This window comes from Nocardia pseudovaccinii, assembly GCF_050942345.1.
Taxonomy (GTDB): Bacteria; Actinomycetota; Actinomycetes; order Mycobacteriales; family Mycobacteriaceae; genus Nocardia; species Nocardia pseudovaccinii.
The window spans coordinates 5,078,331-5,097,021 of sequence record NZ_CP192074.1; the positions used below are offsets into that span (position 1 = coordinate 5,078,331).

General features: G+C 64.5%; 17 protein-coding genes. 11 read left to right on the top strand and 6 right to left on the bottom strand.

Annotated elements, in window-relative coordinates; genetic code table 11:
• Positions 1–16 precede the first annotated feature (16 nt).
• The 3 genes from ACQPZ2_RS22935 to ACQPZ2_RS22945 are packed head-to-tail and all read left to right on the top strand — an operon-like array spanning position 17 to position 2,597.
• Positions 17–313: a DUF6285 domain-containing protein gene (locus ACQPZ2_RS22935; RefSeq protein WP_433520326.1), complete on the top strand. Its 297-nt coding sequence runs from the start codon at positions 17–19 to the stop codon at positions 311–313.
• Positions 310–1,317, top strand: a complete 1,008-nt coding sequence (locus ACQPZ2_RS22940) for a phosphotransferase family protein (protein ID WP_433520327.1) — start codon at positions 310–312, stop codon at positions 1,315–1,317. Before ACQPZ2_RS22935 ends, ACQPZ2_RS22940 begins: the two co-directional genes overlap by 4 nt.
• An 8-nt stretch (positions 1,318–1,325) precedes the next feature.
• The gene (locus ACQPZ2_RS22945; protein WP_433520328.1) at positions 1,326–2,597 is read left to right on the top strand and encodes an acyl-CoA dehydrogenase family protein; all 1,272 of its coding nucleotides are present in this window, start codon (positions 1,326–1,328) and stop codon (positions 2,595–2,597) included.
• Here ACQPZ2_RS22945 and ACQPZ2_RS22950 read toward each other — a convergent pair.
• From ACQPZ2_RS22950 to ACQPZ2_RS22965, 4 genes are all read right to left on the bottom strand, one after another.
• Positions 2,584–4,278, bottom strand: a complete 1,695-nt coding sequence (locus tag ACQPZ2_RS22950; RefSeq protein WP_433520329.1) for a GMC oxidoreductase — start codon at positions 4,276–4,278, stop codon at positions 2,584–2,586. The two genes, ACQPZ2_RS22945 and ACQPZ2_RS22950, sit on opposite strands and share 14 nt — an antisense overlap.
• 4 nt (positions 4,279–4,282) lie before the next feature.
• Positions 4,283–5,758, bottom strand: a complete 1,476-nt coding sequence (locus ACQPZ2_RS22955; protein ID WP_433520330.1) for a flavin-containing monooxygenase — start codon at positions 5,756–5,758, stop codon at positions 4,283–4,285.
• A 223-nt stretch (positions 5,759–5,981) separates the two neighbouring features.
• Positions 5,982–6,614, bottom strand: a complete 633-nt coding sequence (locus tag ACQPZ2_RS22960) for a YczE/YyaS/YitT family protein (protein ID WP_433520331.1) — start codon at positions 6,612–6,614, stop codon at positions 5,982–5,984.
• Between the two features lie 207 nt (positions 6,615–6,821).
• Entirely contained in the window at positions 6,822–6,983 is a 162-nt protein-coding gene (locus tag ACQPZ2_RS22965) for a hypothetical protein (RefSeq protein ID WP_433520332.1), read from the bottom strand.
• Positions 6,984–7,227: 244 nt separating this feature from the next.
• Here ACQPZ2_RS22965 and ACQPZ2_RS22970 point away from each other — a divergent pair, with 244 nt between their 5' ends.
• Both ACQPZ2_RS22970 and katG read left to right on the top strand, forming a co-directional pair.
• On the top strand, positions 7,228–7,644 hold the full coding sequence (locus tag ACQPZ2_RS22970; RefSeq protein ID WP_387293809.1) for a Fur family transcriptional regulator: 417 nt from the start codon (positions 7,228–7,230) through the stop codon (positions 7,642–7,644).
• Between the two features lie 39 nt (positions 7,645–7,683).
• Positions 7,684–9,918: a catalase/peroxidase HPI gene (gene katG, locus ACQPZ2_RS22975; RefSeq protein ID WP_433520333.1), complete on the top strand. Its 2,235-nt coding sequence runs from the start codon at positions 7,684–7,686 to the stop codon at positions 9,916–9,918.
• A gap of 81 nt (positions 9,919–9,999) precedes the next feature.
• Here katG and ACQPZ2_RS22980 read toward each other — a convergent pair whose 3' ends face one another.
• Positions 10,000–10,551 (bottom strand): isochorismatase family protein, encoded by a 552-nt coding sequence (locus ACQPZ2_RS22980; RefSeq protein WP_433520334.1) that lies wholly within the window; start codon positions 10,549–10,551, stop codon positions 10,000–10,002.
• Between the two features lie 155 nt (positions 10,552–10,706).
• Between ACQPZ2_RS22980 and ACQPZ2_RS22985 the strand changes: the two genes are divergently transcribed.
• The 3 genes from ACQPZ2_RS22985 (at position 10,707) to ACQPZ2_RS22995 (ending at position 14,172) form a co-directional block, all read left to right on the top strand.
• Positions 10,707–12,965: a serine/threonine-protein kinase gene (locus ACQPZ2_RS22985; RefSeq protein WP_433520335.1), complete on the top strand. Its 2,259-nt coding sequence runs from the start codon at positions 10,707–10,709 to the stop codon at positions 12,963–12,965.
• A 122-nt stretch (positions 12,966–13,087) separates the two neighbouring features.
• On the top strand, positions 13,088–13,411 hold the full coding sequence (locus ACQPZ2_RS22990) for a DUF4913 domain-containing protein (protein ID WP_245721097.1): 324 nt from the start codon (positions 13,088–13,090) through the stop codon (positions 13,409–13,411).
• Positions 13,412–13,455: 44 nt separating this feature from the next.
• The gene (locus ACQPZ2_RS22995) at positions 13,456–14,172 is read left to right on the top strand and encodes a metal-dependent hydrolase (RefSeq protein WP_433520336.1); all 717 of its coding nucleotides are present in this window, start codon (positions 13,456–13,458) and stop codon (positions 14,170–14,172) included.
• Positions 14,173–14,481: 309 nt separating this feature from the next.
• Here the strand turns inward: ACQPZ2_RS22995 and ACQPZ2_RS23000 are convergent, their stop codons facing one another.
• On the bottom strand, positions 14,482–14,967 hold the full coding sequence (locus ACQPZ2_RS23000) for a carboxymuconolactone decarboxylase family protein (RefSeq protein ID WP_433520337.1): 486 nt from the start codon (positions 14,965–14,967) through the stop codon (positions 14,482–14,484).
• A 169-nt stretch (positions 14,968–15,136) separates the two neighbouring features.
• Between ACQPZ2_RS23000 and ACQPZ2_RS23005 the strand changes: the two genes are divergently transcribed.
• The 3 genes from ACQPZ2_RS23005 (at position 15,137) to ACQPZ2_RS23015 (ending at position 18,683) form a co-directional block, all read left to right on the top strand.
• On the top strand, positions 15,137–16,069 hold the full coding sequence (locus ACQPZ2_RS23005) for an RNA polymerase sigma-70 factor (protein ID WP_433527496.1): 933 nt from the start codon (positions 15,137–15,139) through the stop codon (positions 16,067–16,069).
• Positions 16,070–16,378: 309 nt separating this feature from the next.
• On the top strand, positions 16,379–17,383 hold the full coding sequence (locus tag ACQPZ2_RS23010; RefSeq protein ID WP_433520338.1) for an SMP-30/gluconolactonase/LRE family protein: 1,005 nt from the start codon (positions 16,379–16,381) through the stop codon (positions 17,381–17,383).
• Positions 17,384–17,432: 49 nt separating this feature from the next.
• Positions 17,433–18,683 (top strand): lipase family alpha/beta hydrolase, encoded by a 1,251-nt coding sequence (locus ACQPZ2_RS23015; RefSeq protein WP_433520339.1) that lies wholly within the window; start codon positions 17,433–17,435, stop codon positions 18,681–18,683.
• The last annotated feature ends 8 nt before the right edge of the window (positions 18,684–18,691 follow it).

Here is an 18,691-nt window from a genome sequence, read left to right on the forward strand (position 1 = left end):
AACGGATTTCGTAACGATGCAATATCGCCCCTCGGCCGCCGAGCTGCTGGCAGCACTCGCCGAACTCCTCGAAGACACACTGCTGCCCGCCCTCGATCCGGCATTGCGGCACCAGGCGCGAGTCGGCGCCAATATCGCGCGGATCGTGCAACGGGAGCTCGAACTCGGTGATGACGGCGCGCAACAGGAGCGGGATCTGCTCGCAGCGGTACCCCACGGCGACGATGCGGCACTCTGGCAGGCCCTGGTCGAGGTCGTACGGGCGGATCTGCGGATCGCCAAACCCGGATACGACGCTTGGGAGGGCGCGTGACCTCGGATCCGGCGGCGGGGCTCGCCCGCTTCCTGCACACGGAATTCGGCCAACCGGTGCAGGTTTCGAATATCAGCGGGTTATCGACCGGTGCCCGTCGAACCAACGTCGCATTCGATGCCGAAACAAGCACTCGCACCCTGCGTTTGGTCGCCACCTTCGTGCCGAACGCGATCGAACTGGCACCGGTCACCGTCGAGGCCGCGGTGCGCGAACTGGCCCGCGCGCACGGCGTACCGGTACCGCCGGTGGTCGCGGTCTGCACCGACGCCGGATACACCGGCGCACCGTTTCTGGTGTCCGAACGCATCGACGGAGAGACCGTGCCACGCAAGGTCTTACGACTGGTACACGCCGAAGCAATCGGCGACCGGGTAGCCGAACAGGTCGGTGCGGCCATGGCCACCCTGCACACCATCGACCCTCAACTCGCCCCACCCGAGTTGCCCGGCGTGCCGACCGGAAATCCGGCCGAACAGCTGCTCACCGAACTCATCACCGGCGTGCGCACCCTGCTCGGTGACCGCCCCGTATTCACCCTGGCCCTACGCTGGCTGGTCAACCGCCTGCCGTCGACACCCGAACGCCGCAGCCTGCTGCACACCGACCTGCGCAACGGCAACCTCATCATCGGTCCCGACGGCGTGCGCGCCATCCTCGACTGGGAAGGCGCGCACCGCTTCGGCGACCCGATGCGCGATGCCGCTTGGCCGGCGCTGCGCATGTGGCGCTTCCACGAAGACGCCCGCGAAATCGGCGGATTCGCCACCCGCCCCGCCTTCATCGCAGGCTACGAACGCGCGGGCGGCACCTTCGACCCGGACCGGTTCCGTTGGTGGAAGGTGGCCTGCACGCTCTGGTGGGGCATCGGCCTCGCCAGCCAAGCAGCCGCCCACCTCGACGGCACCGTGCGCAGTGTCGTGATGGCCGCCAGCGGCCGCCGCATCTCGGAGATCGAATGGGATCTGCTCATGCAGATCCGCCCACCCGCGCGCATCGGTTAGGAGCCGCAATGGATTTCGAGCTACCGCCCGAACTGGTCGACTACCTCGCCGAACTCGACGCATTCATCGAACGCGAGATCATTCCGCTCGAGCAGGCCGACGACAATGTCCGCTTCTTCGACCACCGCCGCGAACACGCCCGCACCGACTGGGATCGCGGCGGACTCCCACGCGCCGAATGGGAAGAACTACTGGCCGAGGTCCGTCGCCGCGCCGACGCCGCCGGACATCTGCGCTACGCGTTTCCCGCGGCCCACGGCGGCCGCGACGGCACCAACCTCGCCATGGCGGTCATCCGCGAACACCTCGCCCGCCGCGGACTCGGACTGCACTGCGATCTGCAGAACGAGCACGCCATCGTCGGCAACAATGTCGGTCTGCTGCTCGTGCTCGAATACGGTTCCCCCGCACAGCAAGCCGACTGGGTGGACGGCCTCGCCGCGGGCACCCGCTTCTTCGCGTTCGGCATCACCGAACCCGATCACGGCTCCGACGCCACCCACATGGCAACCAGCGCCGTCCGCGACGGCACCGACTGGGTGCTCAACGGCGAAAAGACCTGGAACACCGGCGTACACATCGCCGACGCCGACCTCATCTTCGCCCGCACCGCGGGCAATCCGGGCGACGCCGCGGGTATCACCGCGTTCCTCGTACCAACGAACACACCAGGTTTCCGTGTCGAGGAATACCTGTGGACGTTCAATATGCCCACCGACCACGCACACATCACGCTGACCGACGTGCGAGTACCCGAGACCGCGGTATTCGGCGGCGAAGGTCGCGGACTCGCCGTAGTGCAGCATTTCTTCAACGAGAACCGCATCCGCCAAGCCGCCTCCAGCCTCGGCGCGGCCCAATACTGCATCGACCGCTCCGTCGAATACGCCAAGCAGCGCAAACCCTTCGGCACGTCACTGTCCACCCACCAGGGCATCCAATTCCCACTGGTCGAACTACACACCCAATGCGAAATGCTGCGCGCCCTCATCCACAAAACCGCCTGGTCCATGGATCGCTACGGCACCTTCGCCGTCTCCGAACAAGTCTCCATGTGCAACTACTGGGCCAACCGCCTGTGCTGCGAAGCCGCCGACCGCGCCATGCAGATCCACGGCGGCCTCGGCTACTCCCGCCACACCCCGTTCGAACACATCTACCGCCACCACCGCCGCTACCGCATCACCGAGGGCACCGAAGAAATCCAGATGCGCCGCATCGCGGGCTATCTCTTCGGGTTCATGAGTCAACGCGAACCCAAAGGCGTCAGACCGGAGTGATCGGCAACCGAAGCGCGCCCGGCGCCGACTCCGGCACCACCGGATTCTTCGGCACGATCGCATCGATCCGACGATACGGCGCACCCAACGGCGGACGCTGATCCCGTTCACCCTTGTTCGGCCACAACGACATCACGCGCTCGGCCTGCGCGGTAATGGTCAACGACGGATTCACCCCGAGATTCGCCGAGATCGTCGAACCGTCCACGATGTGCAGCCCCTCGTAGCCGTAGAGCCGCTGATACGGATCGACCACGCCGGTATCGGGGGAGTCGCCGATCGCACAGCCACCGATGAAGTGGCCGGTGATCGGGATATCGGCCATCTCGGTCCAGGAGCCCTGCGGAATGCCGTTGATCTTCTCGGCCACCCGCCGGGTGACCTCGTTGCCCTCCGGAATCCACGCCGGAGGAGCTTGTCCCGCACCGGGTTTGGTGGTCATCCGCTTACCGAACAGACCGCGCTTGTTGTAGGTGATGATCGAATTGTCGACGTTCTGCATGACCAGCAGCCCGATCATCCGCTCGGACCAGTGCGCCGGATTGTGCATGCGCAGCAGATCCCGCCGATACCGCACCATCTCCCGCAGACCGAGCACCCAGCGCCGCTTACCCTCCTGCCCGTCGACCAGCACCGTCGTCAACAGACCCATGAAGTTACTGCCCTTGCCGTAACGCACCGGCTCCACATGGGTGTAGGCGTTGGGATGGATCGAGGAGGTGATAGCGACACCCTTGGTGAAATCCGAATCCTTGTCTCGTGTTCGCGCCGCCAGTACCGCCTCGGAATTCGTGCGCGCCAGATGACCCAGGCGCAGCGAAATATTCGGCAGCACACCGCGATCCCGCAGATTGTGCAGCAGCTGCTGGGTGCCGAGCGCGGCCGCGGAGAACACCACCTGATCTGCGGTGAAGGTCTGCTTCGCCTTACGAACCCAGCGCCCGGTGCGCACGGTATCGACCGCATACCCGCCACCGGACAGTGGCCGCACCGACACCGCGGTGGTCAACGGATGCACGGTCGCGCCCGCCTGCTCCGCCAGATACAGATAGTTCTTCACCAAGGTGTTCTTCGCGCCATGCCGACACCCGGTCATGCACTCACCACAATGCGTACACGAGCGCCGCTCAGGTCCGATACCACCGAAGAACGGATCCGCCACCGCGGCTCCGGGCCGAGTCTCCTTATCCGCGAACAACACGCCGACCGGCGTGCGACGGTAGGTATCGCCGATACCCATATCCTCGGCGACCTCCCGCAGCACCCGATCCGACGGTGTGGTCGCCGGATTCGTCGTCACCCCCAGCATGCGCTTGGCCTGGTCGTAGTGCGGTGCCAGCTCGGACTTCCAATCGGTGATATGCACCCACTGCTTATCGCCGTAGAAGGTATCCGGCGCCTCGTACAGCGTGTTCGCGTACACCAGCGAACCGCCACCGACACCGGAACCGCTCATGATGAAGGTGTCGTTCAGCAGCGTCATCCGCTGAATACCGAAGCAGCCCAATTTCGGCGCCCACAGGTACTCGCGCAGATGCCAGGAGTTCTCGGCGAATTCGTCATCGGCGAAGCGCCGCCCTGTCTCCAGGACACCGACCCGATAGCCCTTCTCGGTCAAACGCAGCGCGCTGACACTGCCACCGAAACCGGAACCGATCACCAGTACGTCATAGTGCGTCATGGGCTTACCTTCCGGTGCGAACGAGCTCGTAGTCGCCGACATCGAAATGCGTCCGCTTGTCGTATTCACTCATCCGGCCCGGCCAGTTCGCCGTCACCCGGCCGCTGGCCTCCCGATACCAGCTGGTGCACTTGGTCCACACCGTATGTTCGAGCCGCCCCTGGATCTCCTCGTCGAACCGCGCCTCCACTTCAGGCTTCACCGATAGATAGCCACCGGCCTCGCGCAGATGCTCGACCGCTTGGCGCAGATAACGCGCCTGCCGCTCATGCATGTAGATGATCGACCCCGCACCGAGGTTGGTATTCGGCCCGTACATGATGAACATATTCGGAAAATGCGGCACGGTGAGGCCCTTGTAGGCCCGCGCACCGCCCGACCACACCTCGCGCAGCTCCTTGCCGCCGATCCCGCGAATCGCCATGGGCGCCAAGAACTCCGTGGCCTTGAATCCGGTGCAGTACACGATCACATCGACCTCGTACAGTGTGCCGTCCTCGGTGCGCATACCGGTCGGCGTGATCTCGGCGATATGCGAGGTCTCGACGTGCACATTCGGCTGCGCCACCGCCGGGTAGTAGTTGCTCGCCATCAGCCCGCGCTTACAGCCCGCCTCGTAATCCGGCGTCATCTTGGCCAGCAGTTCGGGATCGGAGATCTGCGAGGCCCGATGCCGGTCCGCCCACCCCGAGATCACATCGGCGATGCGGCCGTTGCCCTCCAGTCCCGAGGTCACCAACTCGTAGAACGAATACCAGCCGAACCGCTCCGCGCGCTGGATCAGCGGGAACTTCGTCACGATCGACAGCTTGTCCAGCGCATTGAGTTTCGGTGGCGCGTAATAGCTTTCGATCTTCGGAATGATCCACGGCGCCGATCGCTGGAACACCGTCAACTGCCCGACCTTCGGCTGAATCGCCGGAATGATCTGGATCGCGCTCGCACCGGTGCCGATGATCGCGACCCGCTTACCGGACAGCTCGATGTCGTGATCCCAGCGCGCCGAATGGAAGGCATCGCCGGTGAACGAATCCATGCCAGGAATATTCGGCCACACCGGACGCGACAGCTGACCCACCGCAGGCACGAAGACATCCGCCTCGAGCAACTCACCCGCGGTCGTGCGCACCTGCCAGATGCCACGGTCGGCATCGAAGTCCGCCGAGTCGACCTCGACACCGAAACGCATGTGCTTGTCGAGGTCGTAGCGGCGTGCGACCTCGCGCATGTAGGCGAGGATGTCGGGCTGTTCGGCGAAGCGCTTCGGCCAGTGCGCATTGGGGGCGAAGGAGAACGAGTACAGATCCGACGGTGCGTCGCAGGCGGCGCCCGGATAGGTATTGTCCTGCCAGACCCCACCGAGCCCGTCGGCCTTATCGATGATGGTGAACGCGTCATGGCCGCGGCGCTTCAGCTCCAGCGCGGCCGCGAGGCCGCCGAATCCGGCGCCGACGATGAGCACGGACGGAGTGCTAGTCATGTCGACAACTGTATGAACGGTGACACAGTTGCCGAGAGAGCACTGCGGCCAGGAAATCAACATTTTCGGCCATCAAGCGATGGCATCATTCGTCACAGTGACGATTTAGAGCGGGGTGGCCGGAAGGGAGAAGGGGAGTGGTTCGGCGATATCTTCTTACAACCCAGGGCAATTCGAACATTGGCGGCTGAGCCGAAGCGGCAGCGATTCGATTCGGCCGCGATCAAGGCACCGCCGGGACAACATCGGGCTCAGCCTTCCGATCTGCCTGAAATCCCGGCAGATACCGATTCGCGAACGGGATCAAGACCTGAATCAGCGGACCGATTCCGAACGCGTAGACCACCGTGCCGATGCCGACACTACCGCCCAATAGCCAGCCGGTCGTCAAGACCGACACTTCGATCCCGGTGCGCACCAATCGCACCGACCATCCAGTCCGGCGTACCAGACCAGTCATCAGTCCATCTCGCGGCCCAGGACCCATACCAGCGCCGATATACAGCACCGTAGCCACCGCATTCAAAACCACTGCGGCACCCATCGCCCCGACCCGGACTGCCAGCACATCCCAGTCCGGCAACATCCACAACCCGACATCGACCGAAACGCCGATCACCACGACATTGCTCACCGTGCCGAGGCCCGGCCACTGCCGCAACGGAATCCACGCCAACAACACCGCGACTCCGGTCAGCGCCGTCACCGCCCCGAAACTGATCGGCACATGCGCGGCCACCCCTTGATGAAACACATCCCACGGATCCAAGCCGAGCCCGGCCCGAATCATCACCGCCATCGAAAACCCGTACAACCACAACCCGACATAAAGCGCCACCAGCCGCCGAACCAACATCACCCCAGCCTGCCGCCAACTGGACCCGCAAAACAGATCCAATCATCAACCACTGGCCTGATAACCAGAAACCAATTCAACTCGCCATACCCCGCCAGAACCCCTAAATCGTCACTGTGACGATTTAGGGTTCTGGCAGAGATGCAGAGGGGAGCCGGGCTCAACCGGTCGAGATCCGAGAGCCTGAGCGGATCCAATTTTCTTCCGTCAAAACCCAAGATCAATCGGAATATTTACATCAACAAGAACGGGCAACAAGGCATCACGCATCCGCAGCACGCGTTCCGTGCGCAGGTTCGCCGGTAACCGGGCCAGCCGCCCAGCAGGCAGAAATCCCGAAATCCCATACATGCCAACGTCATACAACACGAGCCGCCCACTCCCAGCCCCTCCGTTGTAACGCCGATAATCAACACTATGTCAAGTAATGGCTCTGTCGGTGGCTGCTGACAGAATCCGCGATGACTGCGGATCTTGTGGGTTCATCAGACGCGATCGAGCCCGGAGAGCAGCACGGATTGTGGGATCGTCTCGAGATTTCGGAAAACCCTCCCCGTGAAGACTTGAATGAGTCATACTCTTGAACGTGTCCACGAATTCGGAATTCGAGCGTATGTTGCGCGGGGTGTCGCTGCGCGTTACGGCGCCGCGGGTTGCCGTGCTGACTGCCGTGCACGAGCATCCGCACTCCGATACGGACTCGATCCTCGGTCATGTGCGCGCGACGCTCGGTGCGGTATCCCATCAGGCGGTATACGACGTGTTGCGCGCACTGACGGCCGCCGGTCTGCTGCGGCGCATCCAGCCAATGGGATCCGTCGCGCGCTACGAAACGCGAGTCGGCGATAACCATCACCATGTGGTGTGCCGCTCGTGCGGCGTCATCGCCGACGTCGATTGCGCCGTCGGCGACGCACCCTGCCTGACCGCATCACATGACAACGGATTCGTACTCGATGAGGCCGAGGTCATCTATTGGGGCCTGTGCCCCGACTGCTCGGCAGCGCAAATGTCCGGATCACACCAGTGATCACAGCCCGATTCACTCACTCCCCCGAAAGGAATTGCCGTGCCTGAGGAACATCCGCCCATCGGAGAGGCCAATACGGAACCCGCCGCCGGTGGTTGCCCCGTTACGTCCGGTCGCCTCAAGTCCCCAGCCGAGGGCGGAAGCAGCAACCGTGAATGGTGGCCGAACCAGCTCAACCTCAATATCCTGCAGAAGAACCCGGCCGTGGCCAACCCGATGGACGCGGACTTCGACTACGCCGCGGAATTCAAAACCCTCGATCTGGCTGCGGTGAAGCAGGACATCATCGAGGTCATGACCACCTCGCAGGACTGGTGGCCCGCCGACTTCGGGCACTACGGACCGTTCTTCATCCGGATGGCCTGGCATGCCGCGGGCACCTACCGGATCAGCGACGGCCGCGGCGGAGCCGGTGCCGGTATGCAGCGCTTCGCCCCGCTCAACAGCTGGCCCGACAACGGAAACCTCGACAAGGCCCGACGCCTGCTGTGGCCGGTCAAGAAGAAGTACGGCAAGAAGCTCTCCTGGGCCGACCTCATGGTCTACGCGGGCAATGTCGCACTCGAGGACATGGGCTTCCCGACCTTCGGTTTCGGTGGCGGCCGGGTCGACCAGTGGGAGCCCGAGGAGGACGTGTACTGGGGTCCAGAGCGGACCTGGCTCGGCGACGAGCGCTACACCGGCACCCGGGATCTGGAAAACCCGTTGGCCGCAGTGCAAATGGGTCTGATCTATGTGAATCCGGAAGGCCCCAACGGCAATCCGGATCCACTCGCGGCAGCCGTCGACATCCGCGAGACGTTCCACCGCATGGCCATGAACGATATCGAGACCGCGGCGCTGATCGTGGGTGGCCACACCTTCGGCAAGACCCACGGCGCCGGTGATGCCGAGCTCGTCGGTCCCGAGCCCGAGGCCGCACCGCTCGAGGAGCAGGGCCTGGGTTGGAAGAGCGCCTTCGGCACCGGTGTCGGCAAGGACGCGATCACCTCCGGCCTGGAGGGCACCTGGACGCCCACCCCGACCAAATGGGACAACAGCTTCCTCGAAACCCTGTACGGGTACGAGTGGGAGCTGACCAAGAGCCCCGCAGGTGCGAACCAGTGGATCCCCAAGGACGGCGCGGGCGCGGGCACCGTGGTCGATGCTCACGACCCGTCGAAGTCCCACACCCCGGTCATGCTGACGACGGACCTCTCGATGCGGCTCGACCCGATCTACGAGCAGATCACCCGTCGCTGGCTCGAGCACCCGGAGGAGCTCACCGAGGAGTTCGGCAAGGCCTGGTACAAGCTGACCCACCGCGATATGGGCCCGAAGGTCCTCTACCTCGGGCCGGAGGTGCCGGAACAGACGCTGCTGTGGCAGGACCCCATCCCGGCCGTTGACTACGAACTCGTCGCGGCAGCCGAAATCGCCGCACTCAAGAGCCAGATCCTGGCCTCGGGTCTGACTGTTGCACAGCTCGTTTCGACCACGTGGGCGGCCGCGGCATCGTTCCGCGGCAGTGACAAGCGCGGCGGCGCCAACGGCGGACGCGTCCGCCTGCAGCCGCAGGCCGGCTGGGAGGTCAACGAGCCCGACGAGCTCGCCCAGGTGGTGCGCGTGCTCGAGGGCATCCAGGAGTCCTTCAACTCCGCCCAGACCGGGAACACCCGGGTGTCCTTCGCCGACCTCGTCGTCCTCGGTGGCGCCGCGGCGGTCGAGCAGGCAGCCAAGGCCGCCGGCTACGACGTCGAGGTGCCGTTCACCCCGGGTCGCACCGACGCCACCCAGGAGCAGACCGATGTGGAGTCCTTCTCCGCGCTCGAACCCAGCGCGGACGGATTCCGCAACTACCTCGGCAAGGGCAACCGGGTCCCCGCCGAGTACCTGCTGATCGACCGAGCGAATCTGCTGACCCTCAGCGCTCCCGAGCTGACCGTCCTCATCGGTGGTCTGCGCGTACTCGGCGCGAACCACAAGCAGTCGCAGCTCGGCGTCTTCACCGCGAACCCGGGATCGTTGAGCAACGACTTCTTCGTGAACCTGCTCGATTTGGGCACGAAGTGGGAGCCGTCGGCCGCCGATGACGGAACCTACGAGGGCAAGGACCGCGCCACCGGTGCGGTCAAGTGGACCGGCAGCCGCGCCGACCTGGTCTTCGGGTCGAACTCGCAGCTGCGCGCCCTCGCGGAGGTCTACGCGACCGACGACTCGAAGGAGAAGTTCGTCAACGACTTCATCGCCGCGTGGGTCAAGGTGTCGAACCTGGACCGGTTCGACCTGGTGTGATGAAGGAGGAATGACCGACCGATAAGGACGGTCGTCCTCGTCCGGCACCCCCGCGAACTCCCATAGTTCGCGGGGGTGCCTTCATCCGAAGGTCACTTCCTTCGTCGCCACGACGGCCGCTGTGCGCGACGGCGCCGTCTGATACCGCCAGTACAGATTCGTGTGGTCGATCACCTGCTCCGGCAACGGCGCACCCCATCGGCTCTTGTCGAATGTCGTATGCCCGTCGCTGACCAACGTCACGTCGTAGCCGCGGACGAAAGCACCATGGATGGTGGATCGGATGCAGGCATCGGTCTCCGCACCGGTCACCACGAGATGTCCCACCCTGGCCTTCGCCAGTATCTCCGCCAGCTCGGTGTCCTCGAACGAATCACCGAACTCCTTGTGCACCAACGATTCCGACTCCGCACGCACCAACTCCGGAACGTATTCCCACGCCGCGGTCCCCGGCACGAGTTCCTCGCTCGAGTGCTGCACCCAGACGATCGGAACACCGTCCTCGCGGGCCTTCTCGACGAGCGTGCCGATATTCGCCACGACAGCGTCTCGCTGAAATGCCTCGGCCACAACACCGTTCTGCACGTCGATCACTATCAAGGCGGTGTTGGGTCGATCCGACAGCGTGGTCATGTCTCCTCCTGCTGGTCGAGCTACGCGTACCCCAACTCAACTACGAACCCACCGACCCGGCCAGCCCCACAGGTGGCGAAGATCAGCAGCCGACGACGATAATCGAATATTCTCGGTTCTGTCCGGGACACCAACTTTGATCGAGTGAGCCGACGATGAACTTCCAGCTCGGCGCGGTACCACCGGAGCACGGTGGGGATCGCGCGATGGCTGCTCAGGCCGTATTGGCCAGGGCGGTCGCCGATTTCGCGGGTGAGTGGGAGGCCGCGGGCGAACCACCCGAGCTGACCCCGCATCTGCCCACCGAAACCGCACTGCGGCGCTCGGCGCTGATCGAGCTGATCAAGGTGGATCTGCATCACCGGTCGATCCGCAAGAAATCTGAAAAGCGCCTCGACGAGTACCTGACCGAATTTCCCGAACTCCACACCGCCCCACTGCCTCCGGACCTGATCTACGAGGAGATCACCGCGCGCCGCCAGTTCGATCGGGATCTGGATCTCACCGAATACGAGCAGCGGTATTCGCAGCAGATGGCGCGGATCGCCGACCGCCTCGACGGCGATCACTTCCGCACCACCGTCCTGACCGATCCGGCCGCGCTCGCGACGCTCGACTCGATCAAACCCGGTGCGACCGTGGACGATTTCGATATGTTGATCCTGCTCGGCCAGGGCGCGTTCGGCCGGGTCTTCCTGGCACGGCAGCGCTCGATGCAGCGGCTCGTCGCGGTCAAGATTTCCCATGACCGCGGCAGTGAGGGCCAGACGCTGGCCCGGCTCGATCACGAGAACATCGTGCGGGTCTTCGATCAACGCCAGATCGCCGATCAGCACTTGAAATTGATGTACATGCAGTACGTGCCGGGCGGCACCCTGCTCGGCGTACTGCGGCTGCTACGCCGCACCGGCGTCGAAGGCAAGACCGGTCGACTACTGCTCGACGCCGTCGACCAGGCGGCCGCCAGCGGCGGGGTGCTGGAACCACAACCATCCGCCACCCGCACCGAGGTCGCACGGCTGAGCTGGCCGGAAACCGTTGCGTGGCTGGGCAGTCGACTCGCCTCCGCATTGGACTACGCCAACCACGCCGGGGTGCTGCACCGCGATATCAAACCCGCCAACGTACTGCTCACGGTCGACGGGCAACCCAAACTCGCCGACTTCAATATCAGCTTCAGCCGCCACATCCCCGGCGCCAGTCCCGCCGCCTACTTCGGCGGCTCACTGGCCTACATGTCCCCCGAGCAGCTCGAGGCCTGCCATCCGACCATGTCCACCACCGCCGCCGACCTCGACACGCGCAGCGACCTATACGCACTCGCGGTCGTGCTGTGGGAACTGCTCACCGGCCGACTTCCCTTCGACGACGAACGCAGTGCGGGCGAATCGGATACCTCACTGGAACGGATGATCGAACTGCGTCGCCAGCCGGTTCCCGACCGCTTCGCCGCCGATATCCCGCCGGACTGCCCACCGGTACTCCAGCATGCCCTGCTCGCCTGCCTGTCCCCCGATCCCGCCGACCGCTTCGCCACCGGCGCCGAGCTCGCCAGTCAGCTCGATCTCACCCTGGACCGCACCGCCCGCGATCTCGTCGACCCACCGGCGCGCAGTTTCCGCGCCAAACTGCGGATGCGGCCGATGCCGGTCGTGACACTGGCCAGCATGCTGGGGCAATTCCTCGGCGTGCTCTATCTTTCCGCGCACAACACCCGCCTGCTCGACGCGCAACTCACCGCCGAGGCGAGCGTTCAACTCCAGCGCCTCGCGACGCTGCTCGGTGCGATCGGCTACCCGCTCGGCATTCTCGCGCTGCTGTATTGGTGCCGTCTGGTGTTCCTGGTTCCCGACGGACTGCGGCGCGGCAAGCATTACGACGAACAGACCCTGGCCCAGGCGCGCGCCGACACTCTCGCATGCGGCGACCGCATCGCGGTGGTCGGGTTCGCCGGGTGGGCGCTATCGCTGGTGATCTTCCTGACCCAGCTGCATTACACCGCCGACCTGTCCACCGGATTCACCATCAACCTCATCGCATCCCATCTGGTCGCGGCCGCGGTCGCGGTGGTGTACTCCTACTTCCCCGTCACCTTCTTCGTACTGCGCTGGTACTACCCGGGTTTACTCGGCACCGCACAGACCTCCCCCGACGACGCCATCCGATTACGGCGGCTCGCCCGACGCAGCCGGATCTATCTCGGCATCGCTGCCTCCGTACCCCTCATCGGAGTGGCGGGCGGTCTGGTCTACCTGGACGCGGCACAGCAGCAGACGGTAATCGGCCCCATTGTGATCCTGTGCGTGGTCAGCCTTTTCGCATTCGTCGGCGCACTGCGCGTGTTCTACGCACTGGAATCGGATCTGCACGCACTCGATCGCATTGTGAATCCGCGTTCGCGGCGCTCCGCATAGCTATTTCAAAGGTTTCCCAAAGGACCTCAGCAGATTTCGTGACTACTCTCGAAGCAGTTCGGAATGCCACTGTCCTCGGGGGCGCCATGAAAGAGCAGCGGACACAGGTCTATGGATCGGTCGTGGAGTTCGTCGAGAACTACCTGGCGCAGGTCTATCGGCGCAAAGTGGCCGACAACGGCCTGGCCTGGTGCCCGGAATGGTGGCGGCACACCGAGGCCGTGGCGCGGCTCGAGGCGCTCTGGCAATCCTGGGAACTCTATCGGCTCAACGCCGAATTGGGTCTGTCGCTATGGTTTCTGGACCATGCCGACAGTCATATGAACGTGCTGTTCGACCCCAACGGACCGTTCGCCGGCTGTTCCATGCACAATGGGCACACCGATCGCGTCTGGCCACTTTCGGTGAAATCCCCTCCCCCCGATACGTTTTCACCGGCTGGTTAGTCTCGTTTGTTTGAAATGGGTTGTGGTCAACTAACCTTCATGTAGTGCTAGGACATTCACATGCGACCAGTGGCGCTTTCGCCTGGTCGGTGGCAGCGGCCACACTACCCATCTCGGCGTTGGTCTATCCGGTATTGCCCACCGGCGACGCGCATCTCGGTGCCGTCGAGGTACTGCTTGGTACCTTCCTGACGGCGGGGGCCGCGCTGCTGCCCGATGCGGACCATCCGAACGGCACTATCGCGCATGTGCTCGGCCCCATCTCCTACCACCTGTGCCGCTTGATTTCCTGGATCTCCGGTGGCCATCGGCACGCAACCCACTCGTTCGCCTTCGTGATCGCCGTCGCTTACGGGACCTGGGCGGGTGAGCATTGGCTCGGAAGATATTTCACACTCGGTTTGGTGTTCTTCCTGCTCGCGCTGGCGGTGCGGGCACTGCATCTGTGCCCCTCCGGCGAGGGCATCGAGTCGTGGGGCACGGTCATAATCCTCGCCGCGGCAGGGACGTTCGCGATGGATCACTGGATCACCGATAAACCGGCGTGGTTGCCGTTCGCTGTCGGACTCGGGGCGCTGGCCCACCTCGCCGGTGATTGCCTCACCGATAAGGGATGCCGACTGTTCTGGCCGTTCCCGCTGCGCACCTGCGTGCCGGTGATCGAACGGACCGGGAACAAGGTCGAAACCTGGATTCTGTCACCGTTTTTCACGCTGGCCACGCTTGCTGTGCTCTGGCACGTCTTCTCGGTCAGCCCCTAGGACCAGTCGCTGGGCCCGCCGAAGCACTATCGGCGGCCCAGCGACTAGAGGCTCCCCTGGTCTGTGCGGTCTTTTGACGTTGTTCGGATCAGGTGAGGTGGTAGTTGGAGTTGAATAGTTAAATACGCATATCTACATAGTTCGATGTATTTTCAGGTGCACTGGTGATCGCAGTTCCACCGGATACGTTTCTCGGCAACCGATCTCCGGCCCCGGCGCGACGTCGTCCGGGGCGCTGCTGCAGGTCTGAGCGCTCCCCCATCTGCGGATTCCGGCCCGAACAATCCCGGGCCGGAATCCGCGTACGGATCAGCTCGCCACGCTCTCGAACGTGCCTGGCACGTACGAACCACCCCTGGTCTGCGTAATCACCAGGAGCCGGTTGGCGGCGTTGATCATGGCGACCAGGTAGACCAGTGCGGCGACCTGGTCGTCGTCGTAGTGCTTACGCACCTGCGCCCAGGTCTCGTCGGCGACACCGCGATTCGCGTCGGCAAGTCGGGTGCCCTCCTCCGCGAACGCCAGCGCGGCCTGCTCGGCCTCGCTGAACACGGTGGACTCGCGCCATGCCGCAACGAGGTTGATCCGAACCGCGGGTTCGCCCGCGGCCGCCAGCTCTTTGGTGTGGGCGTCGACGCAGTAACCGCAGCCGTTGATCTGGCTGGCGCGCAACTCCACCAGCTCCACCGTGGACTTCGGCAGCGACGACTGCATGATCGCCAGGCTCGTGTTGGCGAACCGCTTGCCGATCTTGGCGCCGAGCTCGTTGTCGTTCAGGTTGAAACGGGGTTCCATGACTTCGGTCCTAACTTCCGGTGTTGATGTGAACGACCATGAGACGGCGGCACCCCGATTCACATAACAGCGCTTCGATGTGACCCACACCACCACTGCCCCGCTGTTATGAAACAGCAGGATCGGACGTCTGATGGGTGACGCACCCGAGAGCGAACAGGAGCCGCCCATGCCCGGCATGTCGCAGACCACGCCCGCCGACCACGGCGACATCAACAGCGGCCGTCCGGCCCCCGCGACGAAAGCATTCGTCGCGCACCGCAACCTGCTCTTCACCGTCGCCTACGAAATGCTCGGCTCGGCCGCCGACGCCGAAGACGTCCTCCAGGAAACCTGGCTGCGCTGGGCAGGCGTCGATCTCGACACGGTGCAAGATCAACGCGCGTACCTGGTCCGAATCGCCACCCGTCAGTCGCTCGACCGGCTCCGCACGCTCGGGCGCCGCAAAGAGACCTACGTCGGCCCCTGGCTGCCCGAACCGCTGCTGACCGCACCCGACGTCGCCGACGACATCGAGCTTGCCGACAGCGTATCGATGGCGATGCTGTTGGTATTGGAGACCCTCACACCCGTCGAGCGGGCAGTGTTCGTACTGCGCGAAGTATTCGATCTGGAGTACGACGAGATCGCCGAAGCGGTCGACAAGAGTCTGGCCGCAGTCCGCCAGCTCGCCTACCGGGCTCGGTCCCACGTCGCCGCGCGCCGACCACGCGAGATGGTCTCCGCGGCCGAAACCCGAGACGCGCTCGCGGCATTCCAGCGAGCCGTCGAAACCGGCGAATTGCAGAGCCTGCTCGACATTCTCGCGCCGGATGTCGTCTTCCTCGGCGACGGTGGCGGACTCGCACAGGCCGCGCTGGTGCCGATCGTCGGGGCCGATGCAGTGGCCGACCTCCTCTCCGCCGCACTCGGCAACCTCACCACGCGATCGGCCCAGCCTGCCTTCGTCAACGGCCACCCGGCGCTGATCTTGCGACTCGACGGCGAGATCGATGCCGTCGTAGCGGCGCGCATCGACGACGGCCTCATCACCGGGATCTACTCCGTGCGCAATCCCCAGAAACTGTCGCGTTTGCAGCACGAGACCGCCCTGCACCGCTGACACGCCTGGAAGCGCCCACTCCCGAAATCCGGTGTCGAGCACCGGCCTCCCCTCTCCCCCATGCCTGCGACACGACTTGGTATCGCGTATCTCCTTGCCCTCTACTCCGACTCGCCGCCCCTTCGTTACTCGAAGGGAGCCCTCCCCCTGATCCGTGCTGCGTTCGGCGGAGCCGGACGGATTTCGTTGTTCGCTCTCGAATTCAAGGTGTGGCAATCTATGTTTAGATGCGCATATCTACGTATCGATATGTTGTAATTGAGGGCCGGTTCTCGGCAGCTGGTCGTCGGCACCGGGATAGGGTGAGCTATGGTCGCCGGATCGACAATGCAGCCGCAGCGCTGGACACCACCACCTACCCCACCCCGGGCTCGCGAAACACGTAGTGCCACACCACTTCCCCAGATCACGCGATGGGAACTGCCCGGCGCGGCGCCCGAGGATGTGGTGCGCACCGCCGAGGGGCGAATCATTGCGGGAGTCGATGACGGTTCGGTCTACAGCATCGATCCCGCGGACGGCACGGTGAGCCTGCTGGCGAATACCGGCGGCCGTCCGCTCGGTATGCATGCCGATGCCGACGGGTCACTGCTGATCTGCGATTTCCATCGCGGACTGCTGCGGCTGGACAGTGCGGGCGAGATCGAGGTGCTCGTGGACGAGGTCGACGGCGAACCACTCCCCTTCGCCAGCAATGTGGTTCGCGCCGCGGACGGCACCATCTACTTTTCCTCGTCGTCGCGTCGTTATCCGCTGGACGAATGGATGGGCGACCTGCTGGAGCATTCCGGCACCGGCCGCCTGTTCCGCCTCGATCCGTCCGGCAAGCTCGAAACCCTCATCGACGGACTGCAATTCGCCAATGGCGTGGTCCTGTCCCCCGACGGCTCCAGCGTGCTCGTCGCGGAGACCGGCGGCTACCGGGTGACCCGCTACTGGCTCACCGGGCCGAAGGCGGGCACCTACGACCGCCTGATCGAGAACCTGCCCGGCTTCCCGGACAATATGGCTCTCGGCAGCGATGGTCTGGTATGGATCACCCTGCCGTCCCCACGAAATCCATTGCTGGACCGTCTACTTCCCCTGCCCGGTATCCTGCGCCGGATCGTCTGGGCGCTACCGGAATGGGTACAGCCCAAACCGCCGCGCACCGTCTGGGTGATGGCCGTCGACTTCGACGGCAAGGTCGTGCACGACCTACAGGCCGAGGGCACCGACTATGCGATGGTCACCGGGGTCGTCGAACACGACGGCACCCTCTACCTCGGCAGTCTCACCGAAAGGGCGGTCGGAGTCAGCCACATACCGTCTTAGGCCGCCGCTTCGACACGAAAATCTCAGTGAACAGTTGTACACTGAATGAATGAGTGAGCCCGAGCGGCAACGACAGGCGGAGATGCAAGCGCTCGCGCGATTGGCGGGCGATGAACTGGGTGGTGCGATCGAGGGGATCGCCGCGGTGCATCGAGCCATCTCGGACCGGGTGTTCGCGGCGGTGCGACTAGGTGTCGGACCGGCCGCGCAGCCGGTCAAGGTGGTGCACGATGCGATTACCGATGGGGTGTATCGGCTGGTCGGCGGAACCGCGGCAGCTGCGGGAGCCCTGGCGGAGCGCACCGTGGACGTACCCGGCGCCCCGGTGCCCTCACGCACGGTCTACGGGGCCGGATTCCTGGCGGCATTGCAGGGTTTGATCGGCGACAGTCTCGAGGATGAGCTGCCGATTCTGGCCGGGCCGATGACATTTCGGATCAATGGGGAACCGGTCGCGCCGGGGTGGGTCGGCGATGTGGTGTCGAACCCGCGCCCGCGCATCGTGGTTTTCCTGCACGGTCTGGTGGAGACCGAACACGCTTGGCGACTCGGCGGGCGGCCCAGCTATGCCGAGCGGCTCGAAGCCGATCTCGACTGCACGGCGCTGATGGTTCGATACAACAGCGGGCTGCACATCTCGGAGAACGCCCGTCTGCTGAACGGGATGCTGCAGCGGCTGGTCGAGAACTGGCCGGTGCAGGTCGAGCAGATCGCACTCGTCGGACATTCCATGGGCGGCCTGATCGCGCGGGGCGCCTGCTACGACGCCGATCAGGCCGACCTGCCGTGGGTGCGCCGGGTGCGGCAGATCGTCTGTCTCGGATCACCGCATTTGGGTGCACCGTTGGAGCAGCTCGTCCACTATGCCTCGGCCGCATTGGTGAACGTACCGGAGACCCGCCCCTTCGGTCGGCTGTTGCGCCGCCGCAGTGCGGGCATTCGCGACCTGCGCCAGGGGTCGCTCGTCGATAAGGATTGGCATGATATGGACGCGGACGCCTTGCGCCGCAGAGTCATTCGCGAGATACCGCTGCTCGATTGCGCCGACCACTACTTCGTCACCGCCTCGGTGACCCACAGCCCGCGTCATCCGCTCGGCCGGATCATCGGCGACGGCTTGGTCCTGCCCGCCAGCGGCTCCGGCCGAAATCGGGCCCGCCGCATCGGTTTCGATGACGCCAACGGCCTGCATCTCCCCGGAGCCAACCACTTCACCCTGCTCAACCACGACGCCGTTTACGACGCGCTGCTCCGCTGGCTGGGCGCCGATGCGCGTCAGATGTCTGCGCGCTGTGGTTGAGCAGCGGT